General features: G+C 64.7%; 24 protein-coding genes. 6 read left to right on the top strand and 18 right to left on the bottom strand.

The window, feature by feature from the left end:
- Positions 1 to 4: 4 nt before the first annotated feature.
- Genes WBP07_RS31255 through cpaB form a run of 7 tightly spaced genes read right to left on the bottom strand, consistent with a single transcriptional unit; the run spans position 5 to position 7,263 of the window.
- Positions 5 to 736: a tetratricopeptide repeat protein gene (locus WBP07_RS31255; protein ID WP_395397136.1), complete on the bottom strand. Its 732-nt coding sequence runs from the start codon at positions 734 to 736 to the stop codon at positions 5 to 7.
- Positions 733 to 1,626 (bottom strand): type II secretion system F family protein, encoded by an 894-nt coding sequence (locus tag WBP07_RS31250; protein WP_395397135.1) that lies wholly within the window; start codon positions 1,624 to 1,626, stop codon positions 733 to 735. The genes WBP07_RS31255 and WBP07_RS31250 overlap by 4 nt, the downstream gene beginning before the upstream one ends.
- Positions 1,626 to 2,528 (bottom strand): type II secretion system F family protein, encoded by a 903-nt coding sequence (locus tag WBP07_RS31245; protein WP_395397134.1) that lies wholly within the window; start codon positions 2,526 to 2,528, stop codon positions 1,626 to 1,628. Before WBP07_RS31245 ends, WBP07_RS31250 begins: the two co-directional genes overlap by 1 nt.
- Entirely contained in the window at positions 2,522 to 3,910 is a 1,389-nt protein-coding gene (locus WBP07_RS31240) for a CpaF family protein (protein ID WP_395397133.1), read from the bottom strand. The genes WBP07_RS31245 and WBP07_RS31240 overlap by 7 nt, the downstream gene beginning before the upstream one ends.
- On the bottom strand, positions 3,907 to 5,073 hold the full coding sequence (locus WBP07_RS31235; protein ID WP_395397132.1) for a CpaE family protein: 1,167 nt from the start codon (positions 5,071 to 5,073) through the stop codon (positions 3,907 to 3,909). The genes WBP07_RS31240 and WBP07_RS31235 overlap by 4 nt, the downstream gene beginning before the upstream one ends.
- Before the next feature lies 1 nt (position 5,074).
- A complete protein-coding gene (locus tag WBP07_RS31230; protein ID WP_395397131.1) occupies positions 5,075 to 6,340 on the bottom strand; it encodes a type II and III secretion system protein family protein in 1,266 nt (421 codons plus the stop codon).
- Positions 6,337 to 7,263 carry a Flp pilus assembly protein CpaB gene (gene cpaB / locus WBP07_RS31225; RefSeq protein ID WP_395397130.1) on the bottom strand — a complete coding sequence of 309 codons (927 nt, stop codon included), beginning with the start codon at positions 7,261 to 7,263 and terminating at the stop codon, positions 6,337 to 6,339. Before cpaB ends, WBP07_RS31230 begins: the two co-directional genes overlap by 4 nt.
- 597 nt (positions 7,264 to 7,860) lie before the next feature.
- Between cpaB and WBP07_RS31220 the strand changes: the two genes are divergently transcribed.
- Positions 7,861 to 9,174: a hypothetical protein gene (locus WBP07_RS31220; RefSeq protein ID WP_395397129.1), complete on the top strand. Its 1,314-nt coding sequence runs from the start codon at positions 7,861 to 7,863 to the stop codon at positions 9,172 to 9,174.
- On the opposite strand, the gene WBP07_RS31215 is transcribed toward WBP07_RS31220, so the two are convergent.
- From WBP07_RS31215 to WBP07_RS31195, 5 genes are all read right to left on the bottom strand, one after another.
- Entirely contained in the window at positions 9,154 to 9,876 is a 723-nt protein-coding gene (locus tag WBP07_RS31215; RefSeq protein ID WP_395397128.1) for a sensor histidine kinase, read from the bottom strand. The genes WBP07_RS31220 and WBP07_RS31215 overlap by 21 nt on opposite strands.
- Positions 9,869 to 10,288 (bottom strand): response regulator, encoded by a 420-nt coding sequence (locus WBP07_RS31210; RefSeq protein ID WP_395397127.1) that lies wholly within the window; start codon positions 10,286 to 10,288, stop codon positions 9,869 to 9,871. The genes WBP07_RS31215 and WBP07_RS31210 overlap by 8 nt, the downstream gene beginning before the upstream one ends.
- A 126-nt stretch (positions 10,289 to 10,414) precedes the next feature.
- Positions 10,415 to 10,621, bottom strand: coding sequence for a hypothetical protein (locus WBP07_RS31205; RefSeq protein ID WP_395397126.1), 207 nt, complete (start codon positions 10,619 to 10,621; stop codon positions 10,415 to 10,417).
- A gap of 79 nt (positions 10,622 to 10,700) precedes the next feature.
- Positions 10,701 to 12,008, bottom strand: a complete 1,308-nt coding sequence (locus WBP07_RS31200; RefSeq protein WP_395397125.1) for an EAL domain-containing protein — start codon at positions 12,006 to 12,008, stop codon at positions 10,701 to 10,703.
- 43 nt (positions 12,009 to 12,051) lie between these two features.
- On the bottom strand, positions 12,052 to 13,188 hold the full coding sequence (locus WBP07_RS31195) for a hypothetical protein (protein WP_395397124.1): 1,137 nt from the start codon (positions 13,186 to 13,188) through the stop codon (positions 12,052 to 12,054).
- Between the two features lie 395 nt (positions 13,189 to 13,583).
- Between WBP07_RS31195 and WBP07_RS31190 the strand changes: the two genes are divergently transcribed.
- On the top strand, positions 13,584 to 13,985 hold the full coding sequence (locus WBP07_RS31190; protein ID WP_395397123.1) for a hypothetical protein: 402 nt from the start codon (positions 13,584 to 13,586) through the stop codon (positions 13,983 to 13,985).
- Here WBP07_RS31190 and WBP07_RS31185 read toward each other — a convergent pair.
- The 4 genes from WBP07_RS31185 to WBP07_RS31170 all read right to left on the bottom strand — a co-directional run bounded on the left by WBP07_RS31185 (position 13,927) and on the right by WBP07_RS31170 (position 19,168).
- Entirely contained in the window at positions 13,927 to 14,952 is a 1,026-nt protein-coding gene (locus tag WBP07_RS31185) for a ParB/RepB/Spo0J family partition protein (RefSeq protein ID WP_395397122.1), read from the bottom strand. The two genes, WBP07_RS31190 and WBP07_RS31185, sit on opposite strands and share 59 nt — an antisense overlap.
- A 274-nt stretch (positions 14,953 to 15,226) precedes the next feature.
- On the bottom strand, positions 15,227 to 15,787 hold the full coding sequence (locus tag WBP07_RS31180; protein ID WP_395397121.1) for a 2OG-Fe(II) oxygenase: 561 nt from the start codon (positions 15,785 to 15,787) through the stop codon (positions 15,227 to 15,229).
- 91 nt (positions 15,788 to 15,878) lie between these two features.
- Positions 15,879 to 17,585, bottom strand: coding sequence for a ShlB/FhaC/HecB family hemolysin secretion/activation protein (locus tag WBP07_RS31175; RefSeq protein WP_395397120.1), 1,707 nt, complete (start codon positions 17,583 to 17,585; stop codon positions 15,879 to 15,881).
- 476 nt (positions 17,586 to 18,061) lie between these two features.
- The gene (locus WBP07_RS31170; protein ID WP_395397119.1) at positions 18,062 to 19,168 is read right to left on the bottom strand and encodes a redoxin domain-containing protein; all 1,107 of its coding nucleotides are present in this window, start codon (positions 19,166 to 19,168) and stop codon (positions 18,062 to 18,064) included.
- A 261-nt stretch (positions 19,169 to 19,429) separates the two neighbouring features.
- On the opposite strand from WBP07_RS31170, the gene WBP07_RS31165 reads away from it, so the two are divergent.
- The 3 genes from WBP07_RS31165 to WBP07_RS31155 are packed head-to-tail and all read left to right on the top strand — an operon-like array spanning position 19,430 to position 21,977.
- Positions 19,430 to 20,713, top strand: a complete 1,284-nt coding sequence (locus WBP07_RS31165) for an epoxide hydrolase family protein (protein ID WP_395397118.1) — start codon at positions 19,430 to 19,432, stop codon at positions 20,711 to 20,713.
- 34 nt (positions 20,714 to 20,747) lie between these two features.
- Entirely contained in the window at positions 20,748 to 21,161 is a 414-nt protein-coding gene (locus WBP07_RS31160; RefSeq protein ID WP_395397117.1) for an organic hydroperoxide resistance protein, read from the top strand.
- Between the two features lie 24 nt (positions 21,162 to 21,185).
- Positions 21,186 to 21,977, top strand: coding sequence for an alpha/beta fold hydrolase (locus tag WBP07_RS31155; RefSeq protein WP_395397116.1), 792 nt, complete (start codon positions 21,186 to 21,188; stop codon positions 21,975 to 21,977).
- Positions 21,978 to 22,075: 98 nt separating this feature from the next.
- Here the strand turns inward: WBP07_RS31155 and WBP07_RS31150 are convergent, their stop codons facing one another.
- Complete coding sequence (locus WBP07_RS31150) at positions 22,076 to 23,947, bottom strand: arylsulfatase (RefSeq protein WP_395397115.1); 1,872 nt, start codon at positions 23,945 to 23,947, stop codon at positions 22,076 to 22,078.
- Between the two features lie 399 nt (positions 23,948 to 24,346).
- On the opposite strand from WBP07_RS31150, the gene WBP07_RS31145 reads away from it, so the two are divergent.
- Positions 24,347 to 24,730 (top strand): ribonuclease HI, encoded by a 384-nt coding sequence (locus WBP07_RS31145; protein WP_395397114.1) that lies wholly within the window; start codon positions 24,347 to 24,349, stop codon positions 24,728 to 24,730.
- 20 nt (positions 24,731 to 24,750) lie between these two features.
- Here the strand turns inward: WBP07_RS31145 and WBP07_RS31140 are convergent, their stop codons facing one another.
- Entirely contained in the window at positions 24,751 to 25,467 is a 717-nt protein-coding gene (locus tag WBP07_RS31140; RefSeq protein ID WP_395397112.1) for a response regulator transcription factor, read from the bottom strand.
- Between the last annotated feature and the right edge of the window lie 62 nt (positions 25,468 to 25,529).

Genomic DNA, 25,529 nt, shown 5'->3' with positions numbered 1-25,529 from the left:
GCGGCTAGCCATGGGCGGCGCTCGCATCGGCTCCGCCCTCACCGTGCGTGGCCATCCCGAGCATTGCCGCCTCGCTGGTGATTTCATGGCGGATGCGGGCCCTCGCCCCGGCGTCGCGGATCGCGGAAAGCAGGGCGTCGGCCTCGGTCCCGCGCCCGGCCATGGTCAGGGCAAGGGCAAGATTGTTGCGGATGACGGCTTCGGACGGCGCCAGATCGTGGGCTGCCCGCAACGCTTCCACCGCCTCTCCCGTCTGGCCGCACCGCAACCGTGCATAGCCAAGCGCGTTGCCGATCAGCGGACTGGTCGGACTGGCCTCCAGCGCGGCGCCGTAATCGCGCGCCGCCTGCATCCAGTCGCCCAGAGCCGCCGCGACATGGCCGCGGATTTCCAGCACCTCACCGCTCTGATCGTTCGGCGGAATGCGCTTCAGGACATTCTGCGCCTCGCCCGTCTGACCAAGATCCAGCAGGCAGTTCACCCGCAGGACCAGCGCCTCGCGGTCGCGGGGATACTGGCGATCGAAATCGTCCAGATAGGCCAGCGCCGCCCGCGTCCGCCCGTCTGCGCGCGCCTGTCGGATCAGCGAAAGGTAGAGGGTGCGGGTCGATCCCTGCCCCGTCGGTTCTCCAAGCGCTTCCGCTGCGGACGCGCGGGCCGCCGCCAACGCCGACTGCCCGCCAAGCCCCATGAGAAGCGGCACCAGCAGCGCGGCTGCACGTCGGGAATGCATCATGGGGCGGTACTCCGTAGCGTGTCGAAGATCGCGGCGACCGGCGGTCCTGCCAGCACGATGAACAGGGCCGGCATGAAGAACACCAGCATGAGGATCACCATCCGCACCGTGATCGCGCCGATCGCCTCGCGCGCACGCGCAACGCGGCGCTGCGAGAACTCGCGCACGAATTCGCGCAGGGCCGGCACCAGTTCCATCCCGTGAAAGAGCGACTGGCGGAACACTGTCGCCAGTTCGCGCGATCCGATCACGCCCACGCGGCCGGCCCAACGATCGAACGCCAGCTGATAGTCCTGCCCGCGATCGAGATCCTCCACCAGCATGCCGACGAGACGGGCATGATGTGGCACTGCCACGTGTTCCTCACGGGCGATGGCGCGAAAGCACTGGTCAAGGGAGACGCCGCTTTCCAGCATCATCAGCATGAGGTCCAGCAGGAACGGAAACTCGGCGGTAAGGACGCGCTCCCGCCCCGCAGCGCGCATGCGCAGCGCGTATTTCGCACCGATGTAGGTCAGTCCGGCCGATGCGAAAGTGGGCAGCAGCGGCTTGAACGGATTGCCGGTGATCGCAAGGCAAGCGACCATGCTGACCAGTGCCGCCACCGCCGCCGCCGTCACGCGCAGCCAGGCGAAAACCTCGATCGCGGAGGGATCGAAGAAGCCCGCCTTGCGCAGTCGCTGCTCCACTTCCTCACGCTCCCGCCCCCGCATCGCGAAGAGCCGGGGCAGGCGATAGGGCAGCGCCGCCGGGGAAACCCGCTGAACGGCATGGCCGTGGATACGCTGGTGCAGGTGGGCGTCGGCGCGAAGCAGGCGCACGCCGGCAACGGCGGCGGCCAGGCCTGCAAGCGAGAGCCCGAAGAGGCCGATGGCGACCGGGGAGACCATCAGAACTCCAGCCTCATCATCCGGCGCACGATAACGATGCCCAGCAATTCCAGCCCGATCGCGCCCGTCGCCAGCTTCTGGCCGCGTGCATCGTGCACGAAGAAATCGATGTAGGCCGGGTTCATCATCACCAGCAGGATCATCGCCAGCAAGGGCATGACGATCAGCACGCGCGCGCTGATCCTCGATTCCGATGTGGCGGCGGCCAGTTCGCGGCGGATCCGCACGCGTTCCCGCAGGATAGCCGCAAGATTGGTCAGCGTGGTCCCCAGCGAACCGCCGAACCGCAAGTTGGTGCGGATCGCGGCGGCCAGCATCGAAACTTCCGGAATGCGCAGCCGATCGGCCAGATGTTGCATGGTTTCGGCGACAGGCGCCCCCATCTCCAGCCTGCGCGCGGTTGGCGCGAAATAGCTGCGCACGATCTCCGGCGCGTCCGCCAGTGCGCGTTCCAGCGCCTGCGAGAGCGAATTGCCCACCGCCTGAAGCTGCCGCACGCCATCGAGATAGAGCGGCAGCGCATCGGTCAGCGCCTCCGTCCGCTTGCGGGCGCGGCCCTGCAGCCATGACCAGCCCGCGACAGGCGCCGCCGCCACGACGGCCAGCGCCGCAACTGGCCCGGCGAACAGCAGCAATCCGCCCGTAACTGCCAAGGCGATCAGCGCCACCATGCGCAAGTCCTGCATGGTGATTTCAAGCTGCGCCTGCGCCAGCAGCGGCGCGATGTACTCAGGCACCGAAACGCGGTTCGCCGCCCGCGCGCCACCAACGTGGGGGGCTGCCATCCGCGCCAGGCGACGATCGATGGAGGCAAGATCGCGCGCCCGTTCTGCCAGAAGGCATCCTGCCATGACGCCCAGAGCCAGCAAGGCCAGCAACAGATATGCGCCCGCCCTTACCACGCCAGGTTCCCTGCCTTCGGCCCTGCTCCAGCACCAGCTCCAGCGCCGGCCCCGTTCGTCCCCGGCATCACGAAGTCGCGCAGCCGGGCCGCATGGAACGGGCGCGGAGACAGCGTGCGGAAAGTGCCTTCGCCGGACATCGGCGGCAGTTCGTCAAAGCGGAACAGTTCGTTCAGCGAATAGGCGTCGCCTTCCACGCCGGTCACTTCGGATACCGACGTCACCCGCCTTGCACCGTTCGACAGTCGCTGAATGTTGACGATGACGTGAACGCTGTTGGCAACGAAGCGGCGGATCGCACGGATATCGCCCTGTTGCCCGGCGAAACCCAGCAGCATCTCCAGCCGGGCCAGCGCATCGCGCGGCGAATTGCCGTGCAGCGTCGCCATCGAGCCGTCATGACCGGTGGACATCGCCTGCAGCATCTCCACCGCCTCTATCCCGCGCACCTCGCCCAGGATGATGCGATCGGGGCGCATGCGCAGCGCATTTCGCAGCAGATCGCGCGCGCTGACCTCTCGACTGCCGTCGACATTGGGCGGGCGCGTTTCAAGGCGAACCACATGGTTCTGGCGCAATTGCAGCTCGGCCGCGTCCTCGATGGTGACCAGTCGCTCGCGGTCACCGATGCAGCCGGACAGCACGTTGAGCAGGGTAGACTTGCCGGCGCCCGTTCCCCCGCAGATCAGGACATTGAGGCGGGAAGCGACGGCGCTGGAAAGATAGGCAGCCATGGGCCCGCTCATGACGCCGGTGTTGACGCAGTCCTCCACCGTCAGCGCCTGGAGGCGGAACTTGCGGATCGATACCAGCGGGCCGTCCAGCGCAACGGGGGGAATGACGATGTTCACGCGCGATCCATCGGCAAGGCGGGCATCGACGAACGGCGTCGCCTCGTCCACGCGGCGGCCGATCGGGCCGACGATCCGCTGGATGATGTTCATCAGGTGGGCATCGTCGCGAAACCGCGTCTCGACCTGCTGGAGCAGGCCGGCGCGTTCCACATATATCGTGTGCGGGCCGTTAACGATAATATCGTCGATGCCGGGATCGCGCAGGAGCGGCGCCAATGGGCCCAGCCCAACCACCTCGTCCTCGACATCTTCGATCAGCAGAAGCCGCTCGGCACTGTTGAGCGCCAGTTGCCCGCGCCGACTGCGGCTGCTGATGACCTGCTCGATCTCCTGCCGCAGCGCGCGCTGGTCAAGCCCTTCCGGCGTCACGCCCTGCGTTTCAAGGTGATCGATCACCTGCTGGCAGGTGATCGACTTGACCGCCTGATAGCTGTCGCTCATCCGCTGGGACGTCGGCTGGACCATCGAGGTTCGGCGTGATCCGCCCACGCCCTGCAGCATTTCGTCGTCGGCGGTCAGCACGCTCATGCCGTCTTCTCCAGCCGCCGCAGGACCGCCCGGCGCATGCGATCGATGGCGATCACGCTGCCTTTCGCCGGAACCGCGATATTGCAGATCCGCCGGATCGCCTGCGCGTAGGGTCCGCCGTCCTGATCCAGCATCATCGGCTTGCCGGCATTGAGCGCGTTGCGCGCCCGCACCCGGTCGATCTGGACCGCCATCACCGGATTGATGCCAAGCGCATCGGCCATGCGGCGGCCATCGAGCAGGATGCGCGGATCGTGATCCCACACCAGAAGGCGCAGGCGCGCCGCCGTTGCGGTATCGAGCGATATCTTCTCCAGCAGGCGACGGCAGGAATCCAGCTCCCCGATGGACTGGCTGCAGACGAGTTCCACCGCCGTTGCCTGCGACGCCAGTTCGCGCAGCAGCCCGGGATGGCGAAGGCTTCCAGCCCCCAGCACCACTTGCCCGAAGTTGGCCCGCAGCAGCTGGACAAGGCCAATGATGTCGTTGGGGCCGATGCCCGCCGGTTCCGCGCCGGTGCCGCCATCGAAGGTCAGCAGCGAAAGGCCGCTCTCCTCATGGCGGGCCAGCGCGTCGGACAGCAGGCTGGTGTCCATGCGGTCGATATCGGCAATCGCGGCGGCAAGGCCGTAGTCGACCTTCAGGTCGAGATAGGCCTCGGCCGTGCTGCAGGGCAGCGTGCAATCGACCAGCAGGCAGGATGCACCGTTCCGGCTGTGGGCCAGCGCCATGTCGCTTGCCAGAATGGCCATGGCTTCCTGTTCGTTGCCGATCACCAGGGTCAGGCCGCCCAGCCGGCCCTGCGCGGTCAGAGAGGTGTTGAGCAGGCGCGTCAGCACTTCCGAAACGTGCTTCTGGTCCGCATTGCGGGAAAACACATCGGCCGCGCCGGCACGGATCGCCTGGAGCACCTGATCGGCCTGCATGTCGTCGGTGGCGACGACCACGCCGCGTCCGGGCGCGGAAAGCAGGACCTGCGCAATCGAAGAGGCCAGCGAACGCTCCGCTGGGACGGAGGCGTGATCGATGACCACGACACCCGGGCCCGCCATGTCCGCCAGTTCCAGCGACTGGATCATTTCAACGGCGACATGCTCGCCAAGGGCTTCGCAAAGCCGCCGCTCCAGCGTGCGGTCGACGGAAAGAAGACTGATTGTGGCCATGTCAGCGCCTCACCACTCCCAAGGAACTTGTCGCCTGCTCGACGCCGTCACTATTCAGGATCATGTCGCCGATGGACGGGTCGACCGTCTTCAAAGCCACCGTCGATGGCACTGCATCGGCCTCCACCAGGCGCGGCGTCGCCACGATGATCAGTTCCTGCCGTTCCTGCTGGTTCTGCTGCCGCTTGAAGAAGGCGCCCAGTACCGGAATGTCGCCCAGCAGCGGCAGCTTGTCCTTGGAAACGGCACTATTGCTGTAGTTCAGTCCGGCAATCACGAAACTCTGGCCGCTGCCCAGTTCCACCGTGGTCTCGGCCGACCGGCGGCGGATGCCGGGCACCGTATAGCCCTGAAGCTGCACGCCGTTGTTGTAGTCCAGCTCGCTGACTTCGGGCGCCAGCTTGAGCACGATGTGATCCCGGGAGAGCACATAGGGCGTCACCGAAAGCCGCACTCCGAATTCCTTGTACTGGATCGAGATGGTGTTGCCCGACCCGCCATAGGACTGCGGCACCGGCACGGGAAACTCTCCGCCCGCCAGGAAACTGGCCTGCTCGCCAGAGCGGACCAGCAGCGTCGGCTGGGCAAGAAGCTGGGAAAGCCCGTTCGACGAAAGCGCGCTGAGCACTGCGCCGATGCCCCGATTGGGCGATGAAAGGAACAAGTTGAACGCGCTCTGGATCGGAGCCGAGGCATCGACATTCAACCCGCTGCCAGTAAAGCTGTAGCTGTTCAGCGTGCTGGGCGAGATCACCGCGCCCTGAAGATCGCCCGCCAGCTTGGAAAAGCTGAAGCCCAGCGCCTTCAGCGTCGAACTGGAAACCGCGGCAAACTGCACGTCGACCGCCACGACCTTTTCGCCCGGCTTGAAGCCTGACTTTTCGGCGACGGATGGCGATTGCGCGCCACCCACGTCGACAACGGTTTCGCCAAGCACGCTGCCATCGGCGGCGTAGACCGTCAGTTGCGCTTCGCCCGCGCCGATGGCGGAGACCTTGAGCGATCGCGAGGTCGGCGCGGAAACCGCGATCACCCCTTCCCGGCTGACCTCGATCCGGCCGATGTCGCGCGGGAAGGACAGGGTCCGCTTCTCATTGGCCTGAAGGGTTTCACGCCTGCCTTCCATGTCCTGTGCCTGGGCAGAGACCGTGAGGACCGGCAGGAGGAGAGCCGCACCAGAAAAATGGGCCGCGAAATGGGCTGCGAAATGGACCGCAAAACGTGCGCCGCAACGGAACGCGGCAAGGCGATTGGATGCCGTTGTCATTGGGCGGCGCTCCCGGAATAGATGGTCTGGCTGTTCCCGCCGACCACGAGTTCGATGGCATGTGCGGCAGGTGCCGGACGGGGCGTCGGCCTTGGAGCACGGTTCTGCGGAATGTTCGCGGCCTGCATCGGTTGCACTGCGGCCGGCGGCGGCGGGACGGGGCGCGAAGTTTCCTGCGCCGCCAGTTCAACTTCGTCCGTGTCCTTCGGATTGCGCAGCGAAAGGTAGAGCGCGCCGGTACTTTTCGCGAGCGAGAGGCGCGACACCTGCTCCGGCGTCAGCGCCAGTGTCACGGTGCGCGCCGGCGGGGGCGGTGCGGCTGCCTCTCCCGTGATCCCGGAACCGGCCGGCGTGCCGACGACCACATCACCCACGGCAAGCACCGGAACCAGTTGCAGCAGGGTCCGAGCCTCGCTGCGGCCACTGCCGCGCGCGCCGGTAATCGCATCTTCGCCCGGATATACGACCTGAACGTCCACCTGATCGCCCGGCCGGATCAGGCCGGCCACGGCAATCTCTGCGGTCGTGTCGATGCTGATCGCCCGCATTCCGATCGGCACGCGGATGGCCAGCTTGGTTTCCTGCGTCAACGCGCCGCGCGGAATGAGGGAGTTGGCGGGAATGTCCTGAGCCGCCACTTTTCCAAGGATTTCCGCAGCGGATACGGCGGTGGGAAACTTGGCCGGATCGGCGGCGGCATTGCGGATCATGTCCGCCCTGATCGTTTCGCCGGTCATGATCGTACGCGTCGTCACGACCAACAGGGGGCGAACGGCAACGTCCTTCTGCACGGCCGCATGGGCGGCGAAATCGGATCCGTCCCGTTCCGGTTTCGCCAGTTCGCGTATGCCCATCGCGGCAAAGCTGCATGCGGCGACCAGGCCGATCCCGACAGTCAGCTTCGCCTTCGAACCCAAGCGCATGCAACTACCCCCCAAGAACCTTGCGCTTACGCAAATCGGATTGTCCTGACGGAGATCGACAAAGGATTGTTGCGTCGATTTGCCCCATCGGATCGCGATATTGCGTATTCACAATATCCATTCTCGTATTCTGCATCGCGTTGAGAAAAAGCCGAAGCGAGGCCAATTCACTGCCACCGACAACTTCATTTGTTGTTCGATCGGATCAGTCCGTTATCGAGCGATGCCCTAAACCACGCTGAGCTGCGGGCCGAGAATGCGGGTGCAAGCACTCATTCATGTTCGCATTGGTTCTTTTATGTAGTTCTTTCCGGCCTATTGATCGATAAAATTCGATGACGAACCGCAAACATAGACCATCGACAATTCACTATATTGCGGCTCCATGCTTCACGAAAATGCACCGCAAACGGACATCGATGCAAAAATACTGCACTGCACAATGGATATTAATGCGCATCGAAGACAATTGCGAAGACATCTGAACCGAGCGGCGAATTATCTTAAAATCTATTAAGACTTATAAATAATTTGTAAGCCAATATGCACTCAAAGAGAGTGTCAGAGGTATCGGCCTGGGGCGGGGGAGCTTACGGCATGAACGAAGCCAGGAATACGGTGGTCGAACTGTCGGCCTTTTCTTCCAAGCGCGCGCAATCGGAATCTGCGCCTGCCGAGCCCGATGGGAAAACCGCACGGCAGGACCGCAAGCCCTATGCCCTGCCGACTGCGCTGCCCTTGCGCATGCGCGCTTGGGCGGACGGCACGCGCCTTTTTCCGGGCGTGATTGCAGTTGGTGCCGTTGTCTTCGGACTTACCGCACTAAAGGCGCCAGAGGCAGCGATGCCGGCGGCGGCTTCCATCGGCGCGCTGTTCGTTCTCAACAAGCGCATCAAGCTGGCTCTGGCAGCCGCCATCCTCGCGGCTGCGCTGCTGTGGAACCAGGGCGCCTACCCGGCGATCCCATGCTGGTTCATCCTGGGACTGACGATCGCCGCGATCGTTACGCCCAGACGGCTGGTGCCCGCCCTGTTCCACCCTCCACGCTGGACCTGGGTACTGATGCTGGCACTGACCATCGCCTGCCACGCCGCAGCCTTTCTGGTACCGGAGGGCAAGGCCGCGATTTTCGCGATCATCGGCATGCCTTTCACCGCATACCTGGGCTGCGGCCTTGCACGGCACCTCGCCATGGGAGACGCGCGGCTGCTGACCTGGGGGGAGCACGGGCTGGTTCCGGTAACACGCGACCTGCTGCTTGGCCGGATCACCAGCGGCATGCTGCACGACCTCGCCCAGCCGCTGAATGTAATCTCGATGGCGAACGGCAATCTGGCCTATATCGTCGAACAGCTCGACATCGATGCCCGCAAAAAGGCGGACCTCACCGATCGCATCGCGCGCATTGGCACTCATACGGAATCGGCTGCCTATATCCTCGGCCTGTTCCGTGGCTTCGGGCGGGACGGCAACCGGGAACCGGGCACGCTCAACGTTCGCAGCGCGCTCGAACGCGCGGTGGCCGCCACGAAGTCCAATGTCCGGCACCACGGCGTTTCCGTGGAACTAGCGGGAGACGGGCTGGAACACCTCCTGCCCGCGCATCACGGCGCGCTGGAAATGATGGCCGTGGCCGCCCTGCTCAACGCCTTTGCCGCCTACATCGGGCCCGACGGAGAGCGGAGCAAGGGCCTGGTCCGCCTGGTGGCACGCCTGAGCCCCGCCTTCCTGACCGTTTCGGTGCAATGCCTCGACGAAGATGGCGCCGTGGTTGGCGGACCGATGCTCGACCATGCGACGCTTTGGCTGGTCGAGCATGTTGCCCTGGCCGTTTCGGGCGATTTTCGATGCCATCACCGGGACCGCAACGGAACCCGCTTCCTGATCCGCCTAGGCCGCGACGATATCTGATCGCTCAGGCTGTTCTGCCAGCGGAACCACGATTTCCGCCACCGCACCGCCGTCTTTTCCCGGCCCCAGCCGGAGGGCGCCGCCGACGGGCGCGAGAATGTCCCGGCAGATCGCCAGCCCAAGGCCGAACCCGCGCTTGCGTCCGGAACACGGCGCATCCGCCGTTTCATCGATGAACCCGGAGCCGTTGTCGGTCACGATAACCCGCGCGTATCGGCCATCGCAGGCAAGTTCGACCAGGATCGTTCCCCGGCCGGTCCATCCCCGATCGCGCCGCGACTGGATCGCCTCGATCCCGTTGCGCAGGACATTGACGAAAACCTGCTCCAGCGCCACCGCCTGAAGTGCCACGCATACCGGGCGCACATCGGACGGAAGCTGGAAAGACACGCCGGCCGAAGCGGCCACCTCGTCAAGAAGCCCTGCGGAATTTCGAACCGCTGCGGCCAGATCTGCCGGCTTCTCGCCCAATGGCGCGTCTCCATCGGGATGGCCGAGCGTTCGTGCAATTACGCGTTGGGCCCACTCCGTCTGCATTGCTATCCGCGCCAGCGCCGCCCCGGTACAAGCATCGCGCTGCCCGGTTTCCGTCAGGAGCAGCCGCAATCTCTCGGTGGCAATGGCAATAGCGAACAGCGGTTGGCGCAGTTCGTGCGCGATCGCCATGGCCTTGCCGTCATCGCCGACCGGAAGATCAGACACCGGATGCCATGCCGCTTCGCAAGCCATGCGCGGCATCACCGTCCAGCATCTCGCCGATCGCGGTCATCAGCCGGCCGGGATGGATGGGCTTGGTCAAGACGCGATAGGCGGACGTGGGCGGGAAATGCTGGAACTGCATGGGATCACCACTCATGAACAGGAACCTGAACGGGCGGCGGCGCAGTTCGGGATGATCGCGGATGCGGGAGACTATCTCCAGCCCGGATTCCTGCGCCAACCGCACGTCGCAGGCGATGACCGTGATGGCGGGGTGAGACAGCAGAGTGGACAGGCCATCGGCAAGGTTGGTCGCCGCGTGGGCGCCAATTCCATGCAGGTCCAGGAGGGTCACCAATTCCTCGACGATCGCGATGACATCGTCGACAACCAGCACTTCCGCGCTTTCCTGCATGTTACCCCCACAGTCGACAATACGCCCCCCGGCGTAACTGCCTACTTATGGCAAATTCCCGTCCCCTTCACGGTCGACCGCAGCCTATCCGGACATATTCGCCGGTCGGAACCTCCCGCAAACCGCTCAGGCACAGCTGCGGATAGGCGGCAGAGCCAGGCGCCGTGGCAGCCGCAGCCGCTGAATCCGGCGCTTCTGCTCCAGTTGCTCGAAGCCAAGCGCATCGATCGCGTTGGAGACGATCGATGCCGTCACTGCGGCTTCACTTTCATCGAGGATGTCGAGGGCGATGGCGAGAAGATCGCTTGCGCGCTGCAGGGAATCAACATTCATGGTCCGATCCTTTCCCGGTGCACAATTCTGGATTTTGAAGGCTTGATCGAGGCGGGACGGCAAGTGCCCGCCGGCCGCGTCAGTGGCGGCTTATGGGGCTCTTTCGCCGCGCCGGGGCGGTTACGAGAACCGACGGCTCAAGCCCGTCTGCGATTCTGTCGTAGGCGGGATTGAACCATACCCGGCGCGTGCTGGCCCGGTTCCGCCGCGCGCCGACGATCCATCGCACACCCTGCTCGGCCACGATGTTCCACTGGTCCGGCGTCTCGACCCCATCGGCAACGACGACACCGGCAAGCGAACCCGCCAGTTCCACCAGATCGGCAAAGCGGGCGCGGTTCAATCCGGAGTCGAACGCGGTTCGTATGAAGGCGCTGTCCAGCTTCAAAGTCTCCGGACACAGCCGGGCGACAGCGCGGATGGATGCGCTGCATAGGCCAAATCCCGCCACCGAAAGCCGCCCACCCATGGCGCGGAACACGCCAAGGAAGGTGAAAACATCCTCGCGCGGCAGCTTCGCGCCGGTTTCGTGAACCTCCAGTATCAGGCGCCGGCCCAGATCGGGCTTCTGTTCCAGCCGGGCGGTAAGCTCCGTCCATGCAGTGTCCTGCCCGCACAAGTCGAAGGACAGGCTCTCCATGGCGATCTCGATCGAGAGTTCCGCTTCCGGATCGGCCTCCAGTTCATCCAGAACGCGGGTGACCAGCAGGCGGTCCAGCAGGTGCCCCATGCCGATCCGTTTGAGCGCGCGGTAGGAGCGGGCGCAGTCGAACTGCTCGCCGCCCTGCCCCGGATAGCGCAGCAGGGCTTCGTGGCGGAGGACGATGGTCGGATCTTCGGGATTGAAGACCGGGCGCCAGGCAAAAAAGGTCTCCTCCGCCATATGCCGCATGATCAGCCGCGCGGCGACCTCCATGTCGCCGCGATACCGCCCTTGCTCATGCTCGTCCGTCGGCCAGACCGAGAGCGCCAGCGCGGTCGCACCATTGAGGCGGCGATGCGCCAATCCCATCGCCTCTACCCCCGGACTGCCGAGCCCATCGGCAACCGGATCGCTGTATCCCGCCGAAATCGACAGGAGTATCCGGGCGAGGCCGTGGCGGAGCGGCGAAGTGCTGACGCCGATGCACAGCGCGTCCACTTGCGCTCGCACGAAGTCCGTCTCGACCAGAGGGGCATGGGCAAGCACCGTCACGGTATCTCGCGTCATCCCCGCGATCTGGGCCGGCTCCAGCCTTTGCAGGATTTCGTCCCGCAAATGCTGGATGGCGGCCGTCAGTGCATCGCTGCCGTAAGCGCTTTCGATGGCCCTTGCATTGTCGATCCGGACGACAAGCAGATAGTTGCAGCGCCGATCAGGCGGGCTGATCCGTTCAAGATCAAGCATGTTCACAGGCCCCCTTGCTGGTGAATGGATGATTGCTGCGGATTCATTTGCGGGTCGTCGCCAGGCCGCCGAGAAGCCCCGTTACCGGCGCCAGAACGGACCCGGTGGATGTGCCCGCGCCGACGGTGCCAAGCACTCCGTTCACCAGTTCCGTCACCGGGGCGAGGACCGTGCCGGTACTGCCGGTCCCGGAACCGACGCTGCCCAGCACGCCCGTCACCACGCCCGTCACCGCGCCCGTCACTGGGGCGAGCGCGTCGCCCGTGCCGCCCGTGGTCGCGGTGCCCAGCACCGTATTGACCACCCCGGTGACCGGGGCCAGGACCGCACCGGCCCCGCCCGTGCCCGTCAGTTCGCCGAGCGAGCCGTTCACCGTATTCAGTACCGGAGCGGCGATCGCGTTCACCGCCGCCGTGACCGGCGCCACCACGGGCGCGACACCAGCCGTCACCTGATCGACCGCGCCGCCGGCCTGCGCCCCCAGCAGCGATCCTGCCAGATTGCCCACCGGCGCCAGCCCTTCGACCACCGCCGCGCTGGTCGTCGGCAAACCGACATCGAGCACTTTGCCGTTCGACAGCACATCGGCGCTCACCAACTGCCCGGATACGAGGCCCGGATCGTTGGACAGCACATTGACGCCTACCAGCGTGTCCGCCGTGCTCCCCCCGGTCAGCGTATTGCTGGCTAGATCGAGCCCGATCAGCGGGCCGTCATATGTTCGCGCCGGATCGCCGCCCATTCCCAGCGCACCGGTAAGCCCATCGACCAGGCCGCCAAGCTGGCCGGTAACCGGTGCCAGCACGCCGTCCGCGCCAACCACCGGGGAAAGCAGGCCGTTCGCCGTATCGAGCAGTGGCGAGGTCACACCGTTCACGGCCGACGTCACGGTCGCCACGACCGGTGAGAGCCCGTCCGTCAGCTGAGTGACTGTTCCGCCTGCCTGATCGCCCAGCAGCGCCCCGGCCAGCGAACCCACCGGTGCAAGTGCCGCCTGGGTCTGCTCGGTCGTGGTTGGTAAAGTGACCTGAACCACCTTGCCGTCCCCCGTCAGCACATCGACGGCAAGCCCGCCGCTGTCACGGCCGGTCGCCGTGGCGGGGGCCACGTTGACGTCGATCAGAGTGCCCGAACCACTGGGACCGAGCACGGTGTTGTCGCCAATGCCGATCCCGGCCACCGGACCGGTGAAAGTGGGAGAGGTCGGGCTGGTCGGGCCGCTCGGGTCGCTAGGACCGGTAGGACCTGTGGGGCCGGTCGGACCAGTAGGGCCGTTGGGGCCAGTTGGGCCAGTTGGACCGGTTGGGCCGGATGGATCACTGGGACCGCTAGGGCCGGAAGGACCACTGGGGCTGCTAGGACCGCTCGGGCCACTTGGGCCGCTTGGACCACTGGGCCCGCTTGGGCTGCTGGGTCCGGATGGCGATCCGCCCGCGCCCACCCTGACCCCCACGCCGTCTGCACAGCCGGCCAAGAAAAGTGCGGGAATTGCGGTCGCGCAAAGCAGCGCATGCCGAGTGCCGCTCCGCACCATGCCGACTTTGGTTCCGTTAGATTTCATTGTGTCGACCTCCCATGGAATTTTGCCCAGTCCACAGGAGCCTAGGCATTCCACTTGGTCTGATCGCGCTGAGAAGCAGCCGGCATGAAAGCGTCGACTTTTCACCCGCCTCCGCCGATTGGTACGTGGTGGAAATACGGGAAGCGAAACACGCAACGGGCATTTCCGGACGTGAAAAACAGGGGGAACCACGTGAGCGCCAGCGCAAAAGCGCCCACATCCACCGCAAAAACCCGAAAATGACGATGGTCGCGATTGAAGCCGACGCGGTCGCAATTCCGATCCTCGCCAGCCCATCGAACGAACCGAAACCTGCTGCACGGCGAGCGATCATCCCGAAAAAGGAATCGCTCGCGATCAGTCCTCGATTTCCGGATCCTCGTCCGGCTCATCCACCGGTGTGCGCGCATCGTTGATCGCCGCTTCGAGCGCCGCGAACAGGTCGGTGATCCGCATCCCGTCGGTAACGATCACATCGATCGCCAGGCCCTCACGCAGATTGCGGGTGCGGCCGATGCGAATTCCGTTCAACTCGATGGCGCCTTCCGCCTCGCGCGTGGCGGCGTCCGTCTTGCCCGCCTGCTTGAGCCGCGCGAGCACGGCAGCCGCGGGGATCATGCGTTCACCCGCAGCGGCCAGCTTCTGTTGCTCGCCGCCAATCACGCGCGCCATCGCCAGCACGCGGTCGCATTGCTGTGGGCGCCGCAGCAGCGGCGTCAAGACTTCGGAATGGCGGACGCGCAGTTCATCGCGTGTGGCGAAGGCGTTGACGACCTCGTCCGGCATCTGCGCGAGGGCCAACAGCCGGCTGAGTTGACTGTTCGACAGACCGAGTGCCTCCGCCATGCGCGACTGCACGCCACCATAGAACCGGTCGACCGCCTGCTGATAGCTGCGCGCACGATCGAGTTCGGTAATGTCCTGCCGCTCGCGATTTTCGATGTCGGCAAGGCGGAACGCCTCTTCGTCCGACATTTCGACGATCAGGGCGTTCAGGCGGATTTCCGGCCTGCCGTTATGATTGAGCCAGTCGATCGCAAAGCGCCGGCGGCTGCCGACCAGCAATTGATAGGGCAGATCCGAACCCGGCGGATTTTGCCGGACCAGCACCGGAATGCGGTTGCCATCTTCCAACGCGATGGATTCGATCAGCGATCGGCAGTTTTCGGCGCACAGCGCCGGAACGTCACGCGGGTTGCCGTCCCATACGCTGCAATCGGACGGCCGGATCGAGATCGCACCCCGCGATCGGCCATTACCCTCGCCAATGCCCGACAGCCGCTCATCCAACCGCGTGAGCGCCTGGGAATCCGACGCGAACAATTCTTCCGGTTTCGGCTCGTAGGACAGCGTTGCGAGAATGTCCCTTAGGAAGCCAGCCATCAAAACCCCTCCGATCATACGCCCTGAAACCAGCATGATAGAGGCGCCGATCTTGCGCAGCCGCTGCAACAAGGTTCGATCCGACTGCTTTGCGACCGCCGGTCCCGTGCGGATCGCACGGACGTTGCCGGCCCGATATCTGCAAGCGCGTCAGGAGGGGATCAGGATCGCAAAACCGCCCGCGCCCAAACTCGTGGCCGCGCGTAGGATCGCCGGGCATCGCGGCGGGCGAAAGTTCCGGTCCGGTTTTACTTCTTCTGGGCCGGCATATCGGTCAACGCCAGTTCGGCCCTTCCACCCAAGTCACCAGGCTGGTCCGGTTTCCCTTTCTTACCGGAAGCACGCGATGCTGGAGGAAGGATGGAAAGATCAGCATGCTGCCGCGATCCTGGAAAGTGCCGCCCGGGCTCTGGATACCGAAAAACTCGAACTCACCGCCCTGATAATCGGTCGGCGCCGAAAGCTGCACCACCACCGACAGCTTCCGCGCGAACGGGCGATCCGATTCCAGCCAGACGTCCTGGTGCCAATCGTAATGCCCCTTGCTGGTCGCCCGGTACTCCGTGAACTGAATCTCGAACGGGGCAACGATGTCCGCACCGAAGTTGGAGCGGTTCGACGAATGGACGAACGACATGACCCGCGCGACGATATCCTTCTCCCGCCCGGCATCGAACCACCGGATCGTCGAACTGCGGTGCGCGGTGTCGCTGCGCAGATTGTCGGAGAAGCCAACGGTCGCTTCCTGCGGAGAGTAATGCGTGGCCCGTTTGATGATCGCGTCGCACTCGGCATCGGTCAGCGCTTTCGGCCAGACCTCCCAGATGTTCTTCATCGTCTCTCCGCACATTTGTTCTCGCGACCGGGGCTCCGGGAGTGGTCGGCAGGGGTGCCCATCCCGTTTTGCGTATACGCAAAGATACGCATCACACGGTCCTGGTCAGGCTGAACAGAAACCGCGCCTTGTTGTTGTAATTCGGCGATATTTCCTTGACAGGAATGGCGATTTGTGCCGTTGCAATCCACCCCTTGAGCGGCTTGATACGCACGCCCCCTCCCGCCGTTGCCAGCGAGTAGTCCATCGCCCGCAGCGCATAGACCGGCCGTGCGTAACTGTGCGCCAATGCGCCATCGGCATAGGCGAAGACGGTCAGGCCGCGTGCGCTCTTGGCATCGCCGACCACTTGCCAAGCCAGTTCGGCATCGCCGGCCACGGCCTTGTCGGCCGTGACGATGCCGGTCCGGTAGGCCAGCCCCGCCCCCTCCCCGCCCAGCGAGAAGCGTTCCGTGGTCGGCAACAGGTCACGCGTGAACTGCCCCCGCACCGTCGTCCGAAGCGAGACCGCCTTGCGGACCTGCTTGACCACCGTGACCTGCCCATTGAGCTTGCGATACGTCGTCTCGGAATAGCCTGTCAGCGGCCTCGCCCCCAGCGCGTCCAGCCCTTGGCTTGCACTCAGCGCAAGCGCATAACCATCGGTGGTGCCGACCGAGGACCACGAAGCGCCAAGGCGCATGGTACGCGCACGAAACTGGCCGAAGCCGGTGTCGAGATAATAGTTGTCGCTGTTCGTGCCATCGAGCGAGGCCTGCACTGTCAGGTTCTTGTGGTAGGAACGGATAACGGGATGCGAAATCGCCAGTCCCAGCTGGCGCGCCGTGCCACGGATATCGTCTCGCGTCAGTGTTCGAACGTAGGCGCCGCTGACGCCGATCGTGGTGCCATCGCTGCCCAACGGCGTGGCATGGCTTGCCGTATAGAACTGGTAGCGATCGGGCTGAAAGGGAAGGCTTCCGGAAAACCGCGTCACATCCCCTTCGCGCAGCAGGCCGTTGACCTGAACGCCCAGTTGGGCCTGCACGCCCGAAACCACGTTGACCACGCCGCCATTGTTGAGGTTCAAAGATACCTCCACCTGCTTGCGCTTCACGTCCATATCCAACGCCACCTGGCCCGGCGTTCCGGTCTGCCTCAGCTTGGCTTCCACCGTCTGGCCCGGAATGTCGCGCAGCAGGGACAGCGTTCGTTCCAGCGACGACTTGCGCGTGGGTGCCTCGCGCATCAGACGCTGGAGGTAATGATCGATCAGGCGGGTCGGCGTGCTGGATGTTCTCCGGGCAAGGGCATAGTCGGTGATGCGCCCCTCCGTCGCGCGGATGACCAGAACGCCGCCCGTGGGAACTTGCGGGGGGATCGATATGGCATAGAACGCGATGTCGCTGCGCGCGTAGAGCGCCGTCATCGCATTGGCCATGTTCTGCAGCACGTCCTTGTCCAGCCGCGCGCCGATCCACAGGGCGACGGCTGCCTGCAGGGCATCATCGGGGAGCGTGCTGCCTTCGAACCGAACGCCGGTCAGCGCCACGGCCGGGGCAGCGGCGCTTTTGATCTCGACCGGCGCGGTCGGCCGGGGTGGCGGCGGAGCGCGGTGGGGCACGATCGGCTCGATACGGTCCAGCCGGTCGCGATCGATGGTGGGGGCGGCATTGGGCTGGGCGGCTATCTGGGCCTGGGCGGGGTGGATGGACAGCGTCCCCACCGCGAGCATGGCCAGCCCCAGACGCGTGCCGGTTAGCCTCCAAAAGCGGGATGCTGCCCACCTGCCAACCGTGCTGTTCGTGCGAGATGTCATTCCTACGCCTCCGGCCGGACGGGGATGACCTGTGACTATCCCTGTCCCGTTTCACGCTGGAATGAAGGACTTGGTTTCGATCTGCACTGCGAAGTAAAGTCACTCCGGGACCGACGCCAACGGGCCGCTCGCAGCCCTCACTCCGGAAACACGCAAAGCCCCTGTGGAATGCCGATATACGCCGGCAAGGGCCCGCAAAGCTTTATCTGGCCGAATGCAAAGACGGCATCGCGCAAACCCCGGATTATCTACATAAGCATCTGTAATTAAGAGTAATTACCCTTCCTAGAAGTCGTGATCGGGCAGCTCCGCCATTGTCCCCGTCCAAGTCGAACCATGCGCAAAGGACAGGCTGGAGCAAGAAATCGAGCCATGTTCAGATCGAGGACAAAGAACCGGAAGCGTCGTCGGTCCAAGCCGGAACGGCACCAATCTGTCGCCGGAAAAATGGCCCCTGCAACGCAGGGGCCATGGGATCATCCGAATGTAAAAACATAGGCGCGCGCGCCCGGCCGCGAAAACTCGACCGCGATCGTGTGATCCCGGATCGCGCCGGTCTGGCGGACTAGCTGGTAGAGGCGGTCCTCGCGAACCTCGCCCCAGCCTTCGGCATTTACATCGGTGCCATGATCGGCGCCGGGCGCGGCGCCATCGATGGTGACGCGAAAGCGGACCGGCTGGCCATCGGCGGCCCCGCCCAGTACCAGATGCGCATCGCGCGCGTGGAACCGGAAATGGACCGCCCCGGTTGGACCGCCCAGCACTGCGAATTCACGCCCGACGGTCCATTTTCCACTCAGGCCCCAGCCATCCAGCGGCAAGGCGGACGGCGCCGCATAATCGCTGGCCATGTCCCTGCGGATGCCGCCGGGCGATCGGAAACCGTCCGCCTTGGCATAGCCAAGATAGGATTCCGGCGACCCCAGGTCGCGCCAGTCCGCCTCCGCCTCGATGCCGGTTCCGACGACCCGGGTGACGGGAATGTTCGAAGGATCGCGCCCCGCCTCTTTCAACAACTGGCGGATCAGCCGCTCGGCGCCGTCGTAGTCGCCCTCACCGATGCGATAGCCGCGAACCCGGCCCTTGCCATCGATGAAGTAGAAGCCCGGCCAGCCTTCGTTGGCGAAGTCGCGCCACACGGCATAATCGTTGTCCTGCACGTTCGGATAACGAATGCCCAGTTGCGTGAGCGCCAGGCGCACTTTGGCGGGATCGTGTTCGAAGGCGAACTCCGGCGCGTGCACGCCGACGACGACCAGCCCGCTATCCTTGTATCGCTCGCTCCATGCGCGAAGATGGGGGAGCGCGCGGAGCGAATTGATGCACGAATAGGTCCAGAAATTCACGACCACCACCTTGCCCCGCAGCGCCCCCGCCCCATCGGGGGAAAGCCAGGGCTTCGCGGATCGAAGCACCTCCAGCGGTGTGCTCGTGGTGCCAAGCGGCGCGGAGGAAACGGCGGAGCCCAAGGGCTCCGCATGGGCTGGCACGATACCCAGCGCGTCGCCGAAGCAGGTGGCCGTGGTGGCGCCTGCCACCAGCAGGGCAGCGGCAATAAAACCGATCGAGCGTGGTCTTGTCATGATGTTCCGCCTGAAATGGTACGATGCCCGGCGATGTAGGGAGCGACCGATCGGCTGCACGTTAGCCTTTGCCGAACTCTGTTAGATTCCGAGAGGCCCCGCCGCCCGGCGCCCACCACACAGCCCGCCACATACAGGATCTGATGAACCGGCGTGGCGCCATCGCGGGGACTAACGGCGCATCACTACATCTAACGGGCATGCCGCGACGTCTTCTCTATCTTGCCGGTAACCCGTCAGGATCCGTTGAGGAAACGACCCATGCTTGCAGATTTTTCGGCGTCGCGGCGCCAGTTCGTGGCCGCAGCCACCCCCATCATGCTCGGTGCCGGGGCGATCGGCGCCCTTCCCGGCGCGGCCCATGCCGCCAGCAACGGCACGGCTATCCGGCCATTCCGGATCGTGATCCCCGATGCCGACATTGCCGCGATGAAGCGTCGCATCGCCGAAACCCGCTGGGCAGACCCCCAGCCGGCGGCCGACGACGGGCAGGGCGTGCGTTTCCAGACGTTGATGCCGATGATGCGCTATTGGGCCGGCGAGTACGACTGGCGCAAGGTGGAGGCCCGCCTCAACGCACTGCCGATGTTCATGACCGAAATCGACGGGCTGGACATCCACTTCATCCACGTCCGCTCCCGCCACGAAAATGCCCTGCCGATGATCCTGACCCATGGCTGGCCGGGATCCATCCTGGAGTTCATGGGCGTCATCGATCTGCTCACGAACCCCACCGCGCATGGCGGCAAGGCGGAGGATGCGTTCCACCTCGTGATCCCGTCCATTCCCGGTTTCGGCTTCTCCGCAAAGCCGACGCAAGTGGGCTGGGGATCGGACCGTATCGGCCGGGCATGGTCCACCCTGATGCTGCGGCTTGGCTACGATCGCTACGTCAGCCAGGGGGGCGATTGCGGCTCGGTCATATCGCAGCGCATGGCGCTGCAGCACGTGCCCGGCCTGATCGGCATCCACCTCAACATGCCCGCCGTCGTCCCGGCGGACATCGCGAGGACACTGGCGGCGGGCGATCCGGCGCCTGCCACCCTCACGCCGGCCGAGCGTCGCGCCTTCGACCAATTGGAGGCGTTCTATCGCGATAACTCCGCCTATGCGGCGATGATGAACACCCGGCCGCAGACCATCGGCTATTCGCTGGTGGACTCCCCTGCGGGAATGGCCGCCTGGATGTACGAGAAGATCGCGCAGTGGGTCTATGCCGATGGCCGCCCTGAGCGCGTGCTTGGGGTCGATGCGATCCTGGACGACATTTCGCTCTACTGGCTGACCGCCACCGGCGCCTCGGCAGCGCGGATTTACTGGGAAGACCATTCCAACAACTTCAACGCGCGCGGCGTCATCGACATGCCGGTGGCGATCACCGTCTTTCCGGGCGAGATCTTCCGCGCTCCCAAAACCTGGGCGGAGCGGTGTTACACCAAGCTCTTCTACTTCAACGAGGCCAGCAACGGCGGCCACTTCGCCGCCTGGGAACAGCCGCAACTGTTCGCCGAAGAACTGCGCGCCGCGTTCCGTTCGCTTCGCTGACCTTCTGCCCACCATTGTCACAAGGGGAAATGCCATGTCCGAGACCAAGACCCTCTACACCGCAAACGTCCATGTCACCGGCGGCCGCGAAGGCCATGCCCAAAGCTCCGACGGCCGCCTTGACCTGAAGCTCTCCACTCCGGGTGGCCCCGGCCAGGGCACCAATCCCGAACAGCTGTTCGCCGCCGGCTGGTCCGCCTGCTTCGAAGGGGCCATGGGGATTGCCGCCAAATCGATGGACGTGACCCTGCCCGCAGACCTGGCGATCGACGCGCATGTGGAACTGCGCCGGGGCGAGGACGGCTTCTCGCTGGCCGCCCAGCTCGACGTCCATGTGCCCGGCATCGATCCTGACCTTGCCCGTCGGATCATCGAAACCGCGCACGAAACCTGCCCCTACTCCAAGGCGATCAAGGGCAACATCGATGCCGTCGTAAGGCTGGCCTGAGCGCCGCGACAGAAGGATATGCATATGAAGAAGCTGATTTCAGGCGGGTTCCTGCTCGCCGCGGGGCTGCTCGCCTCGGTGGCGCCGGTGCAGGCCGCCCAGCCCGCACCGGCCAAACCCACCGTCGTCCTCGTCCACGGGGCCTTTGCGGACTCGTCCAGCTGGAACGGCGTGATCGCGATCCTGGAGCGGGATGGCTACAAGGTCGTCGCCGCGCCCAATCCGCTGCGCGGCGTCCGTGCCGACGCCGATGTCGTGGCCGATGTGGTGAAAGGCATCGGCGGACCGGTGGTGCTGGTCGGCCATTCCTATGGCGGATCGGTCATCAGCGAGGCGGCCGAGGACCGCGCGAACGTGAAGGCGCTTGTCTATGTGTCCGCCTTCGCGCCCGATACCGGCGAAACCGCGCTGGGGCTGACGGGCAAGTTTCCGGGCAGCACGCTTGGCCCCACCCTGGCCCCGCCGGTCACGCTGACGTCCGGCGGTAACGACCTTTACATCCAGCAAGACCGCTTTCCCGCTCAGTTCGCTGCGGACGTGCCCGCTGCCGAGGCCCGGCTGATGGCCGCCGGCCAGCGCCCGATCGCAGAGGCAGCCTTGTCCGAAGCGTCGACCGCACCTGCGTGGAAGACGGTGCCGTCATGGTTCATCTATGGCGACAAGGACAGGAACATTCCCCCCGCCGCCATGGGCTTCATGGCTGATCGCGCGAAATCCCGGCACACCGTGGTGGTGGCAGGCGCATCACATGTCGTGATGGTCTCCCACGCGCCCGAAGTCGCCCATCTGATAGAGCAGGCCGCTTCGGCCCGCTGACGTGCGGAGCCGGCACCCCCTGCCCCCCGCACGCCGGCACGCACGCTCACGGCCGACCATGCAAGCGTGTGGTCGGCCGTGAGTTCTTTCCGCGCGCGTCAGTGCGCGCTGGCCTGATGGTCCGTCAGCTGATCCAGCGCATTCTGGTTCGAGGGCGCGCCCGGAAGGCGGTGGATCCGGCCGCTGCGCACATCGTCCCAGGTGATGAGGGGATAGAGATTGTGCGCCTGCGCTTCCTTCTCGAACAGGGCGCGCAGTTCGGCCACCTTTTCGGGATAGCGCTGGGCCAGGTTCACGCGCTCCGTGAAATCCTCGTTCAGATTGTACAGTTCCCAGGCATTTTCATCGAACGGCTTCGCCCCGTTGGGGCTGCCGCTGACGACCGCGTTGGGATAGGGAAGCGCGGCCTTCCATCCATCCTGGTAGATCGCGCGCGATCCGAAGATATAGTAATATTGCGTGCGATGCCGCGATGCCGCCTTCGGGTCGGTTACGGAGTAAGCCAGCGACGTGCCTTCGATGGGCTGCTGATGCGATCCGTGAATGCTGTCCGGCGCGGTCAGGCCGATCAATTCCAGCGTGGTCGGCAGGATATCGATCACATGGCCGTACTGGGCGCGGACGGCGCCGTTGCCCTTGATCGCCTTCGGATACGTGACGATCAGCGGATTGCGCGTGCCGCCTTCGCTGTTCGCGTCGGACTTCCAGAGGCGGAACGGCGTGTTGGCGGCCTGCGCCCATCCCAGCGGATAGTTGCCCTCCACCGCATCGGGCGTGCCCAGTTCCCCGATGCGGGAAAGATTGTAGGCCACGTTTTCCTGATATCCCAGCGGCTTCGCCGTGATCTTGCGATCGATGTCGCCGTTCAGCGTGCCTTCCTTGCTGGCGCCATTGTCGCCGACGATCACCACGAACAGGGTGTTGTCGTACTGGTTCGTCGCCTTCAGATGATCCACCAACCGGCCGATCTCATGATCGGTATAGGTCAGGTATCCGGCATAGACTTCCATGAAGCGGGCATAGAGCCGCTTCTCGTCTGGGCTGAGCGAGGCCCAAGCGGCAATGCCGGGATCGCGGTCCGGAAGAACGGCATTGGCTGGAATGATCCCCTCGCGCTTCTGCTGGGCGAATACCTTCTGGCGATAGACGTCCCAGCCCGCGTCGAACTGGCCTTTATAACGATCGCTCCATTCCGCCGCGACCTGATGCGGTGCATGCGTGGCGCCCGGCGCATAATACAGGAAGAAGGGCTTGTTCGGCGCGGCCTTCTTCTGGCGATCGATATAGGTGATGGCCTTGTCGGTAATCTGTTCGCTCAGGTGCCGGCCGTCCGGCTGGGCATGCGCCTGATCCTCGACCAGATCGGGCTTGTACTGGTCTGTCTGCGATCCAAGGAAGCCGAAAAAGTGCTCGAAACCCTTTCCGGTCGGCCAGCGGTCGAACGGACCGGCATCGGTGGCGTCTTCATCGGGCGTGAGGCCGTACTTGCCCACTGCAAATGTGTTGTATCCCCGGTCGCGCAAGATCTCCGCAATGGTGCCGTCTTCCGAGGGAATGCGGCCGTCCCAGCCCGGAAAGCCCGCCGACAGTGGAATGTGCGAGAAACCGGCTTCATGCACGGAGGAGCTGTTCCGGCCGGTCAGCAACGCGGCGCGCGTCGGTGCGCAGATCGCCGTCGTGTGGAAATTGGTGTAGCGCAATCCCTGCCGCGCCAGCGCTTCCAGCGTCGGCGTGCTGACCCCGCCGCCGAAGGCACTGGAGGCGCCGAAGCCGACGTCATCCAGCAATATCCAGACCACGTTGGGCGCGCCGGCCGGGGTCCGGGCCGGTTCCGGCCACCATTCCTTCGATTCCGCCAGCGTCCGGCCCACGGTGCCCTGGAATGCCGGCTGCTGTTGCGCACTGGCTGCACTCGCCATGGCGAATGACGACGCCAAAGCGGTCATCGCCATCAGAATCCTGCGTTTCAATGTTCGTCCCCTTTTCCCTGCGAATTTCGCGCGGCGATCAAGGCCGCGAGGCTTTTCGGGATCGGGCAGGCTTCAGCGGTTTCGCACGCGAAAATGCGACGCCCCGAAGCGACCTCTCGATCCCATGACGTGTATCCATGACATGTGATGAAAAGCCCGGACGTGGTCGCCTGGGGCCGGTAACATCGGGCGTCCGAGCCGCATTTCCCATGCACCCGTCATCCCGCGAACTGCATCCGGGCATTGCCCCGGACAAACTCAACTTATTTGATTGAGTTTATCTGTCAACCGAGTCGGTTCCGCTTCCGCTCCCCGCGCCAGCTACTCGAAATTGCTTGAGCAGCCCTGCGGAACCGAGCAATTGCGCATTCCGGCGAAGACATTGGACGAAAGGTGATCATGGCGGGACGAAGGGTGAAAGTGTTCTTTGACGGCGGCTGTCGGCCGAATCCCGGCCATATCGAAGTCGCCGTCGTGGTTCGCGGCACCACACACCTGTTCGATGATCTGGGCGAGGGCACGAACCGCGATGCCGAATGGCTTGCGCTGATCCATGCGATGAAGGTGGCGCAAACGCTGGGCCCATGCGACGTCGAACTGATCGGCGACGCGCTGGAAATCGTGCGGCACGCGAATGCGGCCCTTTCCAGCAGCAAGGCAGCGCCTGGCCATCCCACTACATTTCTGGATCTGACGAAGGAAATCCGCCCAGCGCGCATTCGCTGGATCAAGCGCGAGCAAAATCTGGCCGGGATCGCCCTCTCCCGCCGGCGCCCCCGGTAGGGCTCCTGCGCAACGCCGCGCTATCCCGAAGCGGTGTCGAGTGCGTCGCCCGTCATGCGCAGGCGATAGCCGATGCCTTGCTCGTTGCTGATGATGCGAGGATTCTGGGGATCGTCCTCCAGCTTCTGGCGCAGCGTGCGGACAAGAACCCGCAAGTACTCGACATGATGTTCGGTCTCTCCGGGCCAGACATGCGTCATGATCTGGTGATGCGTAATGACCCGCCCGGGGTATCGCGCCAGTTGTTCCAGCAACGCATATTCCTTGGGCGCAAGGTGGATTTCCCGGCCCGCTTTTGTGATCGTGCGGGAAACGAGATCGATCTTCACCTCTCCCACCGTCAACCCGTTCACGCCTCCGTCCCGGCTCGTACGGTTGCGCAAGGCCACGCGCACGCGGGCGAGCAGTTCGTCGATGTCGAACGGCTTGGTCAGATAGTCATCCGCCCCCAGATCGAGGGCCGCCACTTTCTGTTCGATCGCATCGCGCGCCGAAATGATGATCAGGGTCGTATCCGCCTGCTTTTTGATCAGCGGCACCAGTTCCAACCCGTCCCGGTCCGGTAGGCCAAGGTCAAGCAATGTGACTTCGGGACGCTCCTCGCCCAGCCTCGCCAGCGCCTCGCGAGCAGACGCAGCCTCGATCGTTGCATAGTCCACTTTTGCAAGCGCGGTGACGATCAGCCGACGGATGGGCGTCTCGTCATCGACGACAAGGACCTTGTGGCGGGGTTTCATGGATGTTCCTTATCCCCGGGCCGGCCGGGATCGCTGAATTGCAGGATTCTCGTATCCTTCAG

The sequence above is a fragment of the Novosphingobium oxfordense genome, from assembly GCF_044029435.1.
GTDB lineage: Bacteria > Pseudomonadota > Alphaproteobacteria > Sphingomonadales > Sphingomonadaceae > Novosphingobium.
This window is presented reverse-complemented; position numbering and strand designations above follow the sequence as displayed.

Excerpts from the sequence above, each read along its gene's own strand:
- WBP07_RS31255 (WP_395397136.1), bottom strand. The coding sequence starts at position 736 with ATGATGCATTCCCGACGTGCAGCCGCGCTGCTGGTGCCGCTTCTCATG.
- WBP07_RS31250 (WP_395397135.1), bottom strand. The coding sequence starts at position 1,626 with ATGGTCTCCCCGGTCGCCATCGGCCTCTTCGGGCTCTCGCTTGCAGGC.
- WBP07_RS31240 (WP_395397133.1), bottom strand. The coding sequence starts at position 3,910 with ATGAGCGTGCTGACCGCCGACGACGAAATGCTGCAGGGCGTGGGCGGA.
- WBP07_RS31235 (WP_395397132.1), bottom strand. The coding sequence starts at position 5,073 with ATGGCCACAATCAGTCTTCTTTCCGTCGACCGCACGCTGGAGCGGCGG.
- WBP07_RS31230 (WP_395397131.1), bottom strand. The coding sequence starts at position 6,340 with ATGACAACGGCATCCAATCGCCTTGCCGCGTTCCGTTGCGGCGCACGT.
- cpaB (WP_395397130.1), bottom strand. The coding sequence starts at position 7,263 with ATGCGCTTGGGTTCGAAGGCGAAGCTGACTGTCGGGATCGGCCTGGTC.
- WBP07_RS31220 (WP_395397129.1), top strand. The coding sequence starts at position 7,861 with ATGAACGAAGCCAGGAATACGGTGGTCGAACTGTCGGCCTTTTCTTCC.
- WBP07_RS31210 (WP_395397127.1), bottom strand. The coding sequence starts at position 10,288 with ATGCAGGAAAGCGCGGAAGTGCTGGTTGTCGACGATGTCATCGCGATC.
- WBP07_RS31205 (WP_395397126.1), bottom strand. The coding sequence starts at position 10,621 with ATGAATGTTGATTCCCTGCAGCGCGCAAGCGATCTTCTCGCCATCGCC.
- WBP07_RS31200 (WP_395397125.1), bottom strand. The coding sequence starts at position 12,008 with ATGCTTGATCTTGAACGGATCAGCCCGCCTGATCGGCGCTGCAACTAT.
- WBP07_RS31190 (WP_395397123.1), top strand. The coding sequence starts at position 13,584 with ATGGAATTTTGCCCAGTCCACAGGAGCCTAGGCATTCCACTTGGTCTG.
- WBP07_RS31185 (WP_395397122.1), bottom strand. The coding sequence starts at position 14,952 with ATGGCTGGCTTCCTAAGGGACATTCTCGCAACGCTGTCCTACGAGCCG.
- WBP07_RS31180 (WP_395397121.1), bottom strand. The coding sequence starts at position 15,787 with ATGAAGAACATCTGGGAGGTCTGGCCGAAAGCGCTGACCGATGCCGAG.
- WBP07_RS31175 (WP_395397120.1), bottom strand. The coding sequence starts at position 17,585 with ATGACATCTCGCACGAACAGCACGGTTGGCAGGTGGGCAGCATCCCGC.
- WBP07_RS31170 (WP_395397119.1), bottom strand. The coding sequence starts at position 19,168 with ATGACAAGACCACGCTCGATCGGTTTTATTGCCGCTGCCCTGCTGGTG.
- WBP07_RS31165 (WP_395397118.1), top strand. The coding sequence starts at position 19,430 with ATGCTTGCAGATTTTTCGGCGTCGCGGCGCCAGTTCGTGGCCGCAGCC.
- WBP07_RS31160 (WP_395397117.1), top strand. The coding sequence starts at position 20,748 with ATGTCCGAGACCAAGACCCTCTACACCGCAAACGTCCATGTCACCGGC.
- WBP07_RS31155 (WP_395397116.1), top strand. The coding sequence starts at position 21,186 with ATGAAGAAGCTGATTTCAGGCGGGTTCCTGCTCGCCGCGGGGCTGCTC.
- WBP07_RS31145 (WP_395397114.1), top strand. The coding sequence starts at position 24,347 with ATGGCGGGACGAAGGGTGAAAGTGTTCTTTGACGGCGGCTGTCGGCCG.
- WBP07_RS31140 (WP_395397112.1), bottom strand. The coding sequence starts at position 25,467 with ATGAAACCCCGCCACAAGGTCCTTGTCGTCGATGACGAGACGCCCATC.